A 6,979-nucleotide genomic window follows, 5' to 3' on the forward strand; every position below is an offset into this window, starting at 1 on the left:
GCTGTAGCAAAATTTGCAGCTTCAGGTAAGAAGATTAGAAAGAAAGACTTAGGTCTTATGATGACAACTTATGGTTATGTATATGTAGCTCAAGTATCAATGGGTGCAAATATGAACCAAGTTATAAAAGCAATGAAAGAAGCAGAAAGCTACGATGGGCCATCTATCGTAATAGCATATGCGCCATGTATAAACCATGGTATAAGAACAGGAATGGGAACTTCTATAGCTCAAGAAAAATTAGCTGTAGAGACAGGTTACTGGCATCTATACAGATTTGACCCAAGACTTAAAGAAGAGGGTAAAAATCCATTTATATTAGATTCAAAAGAGCCTAAGAAACCATTTATGGACTTTATAAACTCAGAAGTTAGATATACTTCACTAAGAAGATCTTTCCCAGAAATAGCAGATGAATTGTTTGCAGTAGCAGAACAAGATGCTAAAGAAAGATACGAAAGCTACAAAAAAATGGCTGAGTAATAATTAAATAATAAAAAGCTCCTCTATCATAGAGGAGCTTTTTTTACAATTATTTATGCTTGGAAGGAGTGAAAAGATGAATAAGAAATTAGGGATAGTAACCTTGAGTGAAGATGTAGGGAGATATTATAAGGAACAACTAACAAAGCTCTTTGATAGTAGTGTAGAGATTAGCTCTTATTCTTTCGAAAGTGAAGATTTAGAGGCTGTAGAAAATATAGATGCATTAAAATCCTTAGATATTATATTGATAAGTACTTACTCCCAGTATGAAATAGTTAAAAACTATCTTGGGAGAGATTTTAATGTTGTAATATCTAAGCTTACTCTTTCAAGGAGTGGATATGAAACATTAAAAAACTTAGAGGGCGTAAATAATGCTATGTTAGTCAATTTAAGTTTAGAAATGGCTATAGAAACTATAGGTCTCCTTTATAGTTTAGGGATAGATAATATAAGATTTACCCCTGTTTTTCCTACCATGGATAAAGTGCCAGATATGGATCTAGCTATAACTACAGGTGAAACTAGATATGTACCTGAAAGTGCAAAGAAAGTTTATGATTTAGGTCATAGGCTTATAGATGAGATGACTATAGTTGAACTCTTTGTAGGCTTAGGTTTAGAGGAGGACTTAAATAGAAAAGTTGTTAAAGACTATTTTGATGGACTTATTTCTCACAATACTGGTGTGGAGCATCTTTTAAATAAATCTAATCTACTTAGTAGTCAACTAGATACTCTCTTAAGTCTTATGGAAAAAGGGTTAATATATACTGATGGAAATGGAAAGATAGTATCTTTTAATGGTAGTGCAGAGGAGATTGTAAAAATTAGTGGATCTGAAATGGTAGGTAAAAGGGCTAGCGATGTACTACCTCAAATAGATTTTTATGATTATAAAATAAAAAATAGGCTTATAAAGATAAATGAGGAATATGTAACAGTATCTATTTATAGAATAAATGATAATAAAGAAAAGTTTGATGGCTCTTATGCTATAGTGGAAGATTTTGAATCTAAGGAAAATGTGCAAAACAAACTAAGACTTCAACTTATGAAAAAGGGTCATGTAGCCAAATATAATATAGATGATATTGTGGGAGAAAGTGACGCTATAAAAAAGGTTAAAAGTTTAATAAAGAGAATGGCAAAGTCTAATTCTCCTGTTCTTGTAACTGGTGAAAGTGGTACTGGAAAAGAGCTTGTTGCACAGTCTCTTCATAATCTTTCTAACAATAAAAATAGACATTTTGTAGCTGTAAACTGTGCTGCTTTTAATCCATCGCTTCTTGAGAGTGAACTCTTTGGATATGAGGGAGGAGCTTTTACTGGTGCTATGAAAGATGGTAAAAAAGGTATATTTGAGATGGCGAATAACGGTACTATTTTTCTAGATGAAATAGGGGAAATGCCTATAGAGCTTCAAGTAAAACTTTTGAGAGTCATACAAGAAGGAGAAATAATGAGAGTTGGAGGCAGTGAAGTTATAAAGGTAAATTTGAGAATTATTTCTGCTACAAACTTAGACCTAGCAAAAGAGGTAGAAAAGGGTAAGTTTAGAAAAGATCTTTATTATAGATTGAATGTACTTCCTATAAATATTCCGCCGCTCAGAGAAAGAAAAAGTGATATAGAGCTTTTATTCTCTTATTTTAAAAAGAAAAATAATTCTTCTTTTAAAATGAATGAAGGTGCCCAAAGAGTTATAAAAGGCCATAGATGGGATGGGAATATTAGAGAACTTGTAAGTTGTGTGCTTTATCTGGATAATCTGGATAAAAGAGAAATTGGAAAAGATGATCTTCCTTATCATATAAAAAATGAAATTGAAGAGGGAAAGATTGAAGAAATAGAAGTTGGCCATATTAAAGATAAAAAACAAAGGATAGTACTCCAGATATTATATGAAGCATTTTTAAATAAAGAAAAAGTGGGTAGAAAAAGAATAAGCAAAAGAGCTTATAGTAAAAAATATCATTTGACAGAATATGATGTAAAAGGTATTTTAAAAGAACTCTCTGATCTAAAACTTGTAGATATTTCAATAGGCAGAGGTGGAACTATAATAAATAAAAAAGGTATAAAGTTAATAGAGGAAAATGAATAAATAGGGTTAACTGTCGTTGGAAAATACAGTTAACCCTATTTATTGTCTTTTTACCTACCTTATCATTGAAAAGTTTAATAGATAAAAAATAAGATTAAAGAATTAAATGTTGACAATACTATTGTTAGCAGAATAAAAATATATTTAAATATATTTTTTTAAATAGTTGGCATTATTATTGCAACTATATATGGTGATTGGTATTATACTATGTATTTATATATAAAAAGGAGGGAAAGGTATGTCAAAAGAAGAAACAGGTAAAAAGAGTGTTTTTCAAAACTATAAATCGCTAATACTTCTGATAATAGGTATAGCTGTGGGTTCTATAGTTGGATTGGTATTTAAAGAAAAGGCAGTTGTACTTAAGCCATTTGGTGAATTATTTCTTAATATGATGTTCACTGCAGTTGTACCTTTAGTATTTTTTAGTTTAGCAAGTTCGATCGCTAAGATGAATAATATGCAAAGGCTTGGAAAGATATTATCTCGTACATTAATAATATTTATAGTTACTGCTATTATTGCTGCAATATTTATTATATTTGTAGTTTCTATAGTACCACCAGCAGAGGGAGTAGATATAGACTTTGGTGGATATGAAGAACCAGAAACATTTAGCTTTTTAGATCAAGTTGTAGAAGCAGTATCTGTTAATGATTTCAGCGGTATTTTATCAAAGAATGCTATGCTTCCATTAATAATATTTTCTATAACGCTTGGATATTGTATTAGTTTTGTAAGTGAAAATATTGAGGACAATCCAGTCATTAAATTTTTAGATATTATGAGTGAAGCTTTTATGAAGATGATAGGTATAATCATGCTTTATGCTCCAATAGGACTAGGTGCATATTTTGCAGCCTTGATTGGGGACTATGGTACAGAACTTCTTGGAGCTTATGGTAAGGCTATAATAATGTTTTATCCTATATGTATAGCTTACTTTTTAGTAGCATTTACACTTTATGCATATTGGGCAGGTGGAGCAAGAGGAATAAAAACATTTTATAAAAATATATTCCCATCAGTAGTTACTTCCCTTGCGACTCAAAGTTCTATAGCGACTCTTCCTACTAACTTTGCAGCTACAAAACGTATAGGAATTAAAGAAGACGTAAGTTCTATTATACTTCCTATGGGAGCTACAGTTCATATGGACGGAACGGTACTTACCAGTCTTATGAAAATAGCATTTTTATTTGGGATCTTTAACTTAGAATTTGTTGGAGTTCAAGTTTGGGTTACAGCCATAGTTATTTCAGCTATGTCAGGAGTTATATTAAGCGGTATTCCTGGTGGTGGAATGATGGGCTCTATGGTTATAATTAGTTTTTATGGATTTAATCAAGATGTACTACCTATTATAGTGACTATTGGTTTATTAACTGATGCTGTTGCTACTATGATTAACTGTACTGGAGACGTTGTAGTAAGCATGATGGTAAGTAAAATTGTAGATGGTAAAGATTGGATGAAGAAAAATAAAAAAGAAGATATTATAAGTGAGCAATAAAAGGAGAGATTCGATGTATAAATATGATGATAATACTATAGATAGATCCAATACTGCTTCAGTAAAATATGAAGAAATGGATATGAAGTTTGGTAGGGACGATTTAACTCCTCTATGGGTAGCGGATATGGATATAAAGGCACCTGATTTTATCATAGATGCTATTAAGAAAAGAGCAGAGCACGGTATATTTGGTTATTCCAAGAGAATGCCAGAGTTTTATGATTCTATAGTAAATTGGTTAGATACAAGACATGATTTAAAAGTTACCAGCGAAGATATAGAATATGCTCCAGGTGTAGTCTTCTTATTAAATATGATGATTAGAAAGTTTACTGAAAAAGGTGATAAAATAATCATACAACCACCTGTTTACTATCCTTTTAAAAGTGTTATAGAAGGAAATGATAGAGTTGTTATGGAAAGTGAGTTAGTATTAAAAGGCGATAAATATGAGATGGATTTTGAAGATTTAAAGAAAAAAGCTAGTCATCCAGATTGTAAGATGATGCTTCTTTGTAGTCCTCATAATCCTACGGGAAGAGTTTGGAAAAAAGAAGAACTAGAGAAGTTGGGAAGAATTTGTATAGACAATGATGTACTTGTAGTTTCAGATGAGATACATTATGATTTGGTTTATAAGCCAAATAAGCATATTCCTTTTGCGAGTATTTCTGATGAGTTTAAGAAAAACTCTATAACGTGTACTGCTCCTAGTAAGACATTTAATATAGCTGGGCTTCATAGTGCATTTTGTATTATAAATGATAAGGAAAGAATGGATATATACAGAAGTGAACTTGGGCTTTTAGACTTAAATCGTTCAAACGTATTTAGTCAAACAGTAACTCAAACTGTTTATGAAAATGGTCATGAATGGGTAGATGGAGTTAATGAATTCCTTAAGGGAAATATGGAATATTGTGTAGATTATATTAATAAAAATATAGATGGTATCCATGCGCTTGAACTAGAAGGAACTTACCTACTTTGGATGGATTGTAGGGGACTCCATTTAAGTTTAGAAAAACTTGATGATTTATTTATAAATAAAGCAGGTCTTGCACTAGATAGTGGACATTGGTTTGGAAAGCCAGGAGAAGGCTTTATGAGATTAAACCTTGCTTGTCCAAGAGAAGTGCTTAAAGATTCGCTTGAAAAATTAGAAGCTGCAGTGAAGAGTTTATAAGTATAAACTTTACGGATAAAGTATTTATATAGCATAAAATCCTTATAAGGATTTTATGCTATATTTTTTATAAATAAAATTTATAAGTTGTAAATTTGAAGAAAGCACAATTTAAATTTTATCGAATCACAGTGTAAAAATAAACTTAAAGAAAACGTTGTCTTTTGTCGAATGATATGGTATAATAAATTCACAAAGCGACAAAGGTTCACGAGGTGAGCAAATGTAAGGGGGATGTTCTGTGTCTGCTTATACTGACAAGGAAATGATAAAAGTTTCGTATTATTATTATAGAAAGAGCCTTACTCAAGCTCAAATAGCAAAAAAAATGAAAATGTCTAGGCAAAGGGTAAACAGAATATTAAAAAAAGCTTTAGAAGATAATATAGTTGAAATAAAGATCAATAATGTTGATAAATATAATGTGGAACTAGAAAATAAAGTAGAGGAAATGTTTGGACTTAAACAAGTTATAATAGTTTCACCCATAGACAGTGATACATTATTTACATCTTTGGGGCTAGCTGCTGCCCAATATGTAGTATCTTTAGTAAAAAAAGGTGATATAATAGGTGCTACATGGGGGAGAACAATATCAGAGGTAGCTAAAAATTTATCGGTTAATAAGAGGTTAGAAGTTTCGGCTGTACAGATGATTGGTGGTTTAAATGTAGCCAGTAAAAGCTTACAGGCCGATGAAATAGCTAGAACTATAGGAAGAAAACTTGGTGGAGAATCTCATATACTTTATGCGCCAGCACTTGTAGAAAAACATAGTATAAAAGATGCACTTATGTCTGATATGAATATAAAAGAAACTTTTAAAAAGATGGAAAAGTGTAATATTATATTGGCTGGAATAGGTGAGTTAAAAGAAGATACATATCTGTTAAAGGATATAGATAGGAATGAAAATTATAAAAAATATTTTATTTCAAAAAATGCAGTTGGAGATATTGGATTTCGCTGGTATGATTTAAATGGACAACCTGTAGAAAATGAATATGAAAATAAAACTATAGGATATAATATTTTAAAAAACAATAAAGATGCCTTAGTAATGGGTATAGCAGGCGGAGAAAGAAAATTTGAAGCAATCCTAGGTGCATTAAGAGGTAAATATTTGGATGTTTTAGTAACTGATAGCAATACAGCTAATAAGTTGATTAAATTGTAATTGCAATGTATATATTGTGATTATAATTATCATATAAAACAATCTATAAAAAAGAGGAGTGGTAGTTTAAATGAAGCATAATTATGATGTGGAGTATTTTCAAAAAAGTGCAGATTATATACTAGATAAGGTTGATTTCAAACCTGAAATTGCCTTGATATTAGGTTCAGCACTTGGCACTTTAGCTGAGGAAATAGAAAATCCAGTAGTTGTTGATTACAATGATATACCTGGTTTTTTAACTTCTACTGTAGAATCGCATGCTGGTAAACTTATATTAGGTGAATTAAGTGGTAAAAAGGTTGTTTGTATGTCTGGTAGGTTTCATTACTATGAGGGATATGATTTTGAACAACTTGTTACACCTATAAGAGTTTTACATTTATTAGGAGTTGAGACTGTTGTCTTAACAAATGCAGCAGGTGGAGTAAATACTTCTTACAATGTTGGAGATATAATGATAATAGAAGACCATATAAAACTTATGGGGGCAAGTCCTTTAAG

Annotated in this window: 5 protein-coding genes and 1 pseudogene; all 6 read left to right on the forward strand. The window is 31.0% G+C overall.

Going from position 1 to position 6,979, the window contains the following annotated elements; all coding sequences use genetic code 11:
- Window positions 1-483 (forward strand): annotated as a pseudogene (locus ACTHW2_RS09160) (pyruvate:ferredoxin (flavodoxin) oxidoreductase); the annotation flags it as partial.
- A gap of 76 nt (window positions 484-559) precedes the next feature.
- Window positions 560-2,593 (forward strand): sigma-54 interaction domain-containing protein, encoded by a 2,034-nt coding sequence (locus ACTHW2_RS09165; protein ID WP_442263634.1) that lies wholly within the window; start codon window positions 560-562, stop codon window positions 2,591-2,593.
- Between the two features lie 241 nt (window positions 2,594-2,834).
- On the forward strand, window positions 2,835-4,109 hold the full coding sequence (locus ACTHW2_RS09170) for a dicarboxylate/amino acid:cation symporter (RefSeq protein ID WP_442263635.1): 1,275 nt from the start codon (window positions 2,835-2,837) through the stop codon (window positions 4,107-4,109).
- Window positions 4,110-4,122: 13 nt separating this feature from the next.
- Window positions 4,123-5,298 (forward strand): MalY/PatB family protein, encoded by a 1,176-nt coding sequence (locus ACTHW2_RS09175; protein WP_442263636.1) that lies wholly within the window; start codon window positions 4,123-4,125, stop codon window positions 5,296-5,298.
- 241 nt (window positions 5,299-5,539) lie between these two features.
- Window positions 5,540-6,475 carry a sugar-binding transcriptional regulator gene (locus ACTHW2_RS09180; protein WP_442263637.1) on the forward strand — a complete coding sequence of 312 codons (936 nt, stop codon included), beginning with the start codon at window positions 5,540-5,542 and terminating at the stop codon, window positions 6,473-6,475.
- A gap of 70 nt (window positions 6,476-6,545) precedes the next feature.
- Window positions 6,546-6,979, forward strand: a 434-nt coding sequence (locus tag ACTHW2_RS09185; RefSeq protein WP_442263638.1) for a purine-nucleoside phosphorylase, incomplete at its 3' end; no start/stop codon positions are given.

The sequence above is a fragment of the Tissierella sp. genome (genome assembly GCF_052089545.1).
Lineage (GTDB): Bacteria > Bacillota > Clostridia > Tissierellales > Tissierellaceae > Tissierella_A.

Excerpts from the sequence above, each read along its gene's own strand:
- ACTHW2_RS09170 (WP_442263635.1), top strand. The coding sequence starts at position 2,835 with ATGTCAAAAGAAGAAACAGGTAAAAAGAGTGTTTTTCAAAACTATAAA.
- ACTHW2_RS09165 (WP_442263634.1), top strand. The coding sequence starts at position 560 with ATGAATAAGAAATTAGGGATAGTAACCTTGAGTGAAGATGTAGGGAGA.
- ACTHW2_RS09175 (WP_442263636.1), top strand. The coding sequence starts at position 4,123 with ATGTATAAATATGATGATAATACTATAGATAGATCCAATACTGCTTCA.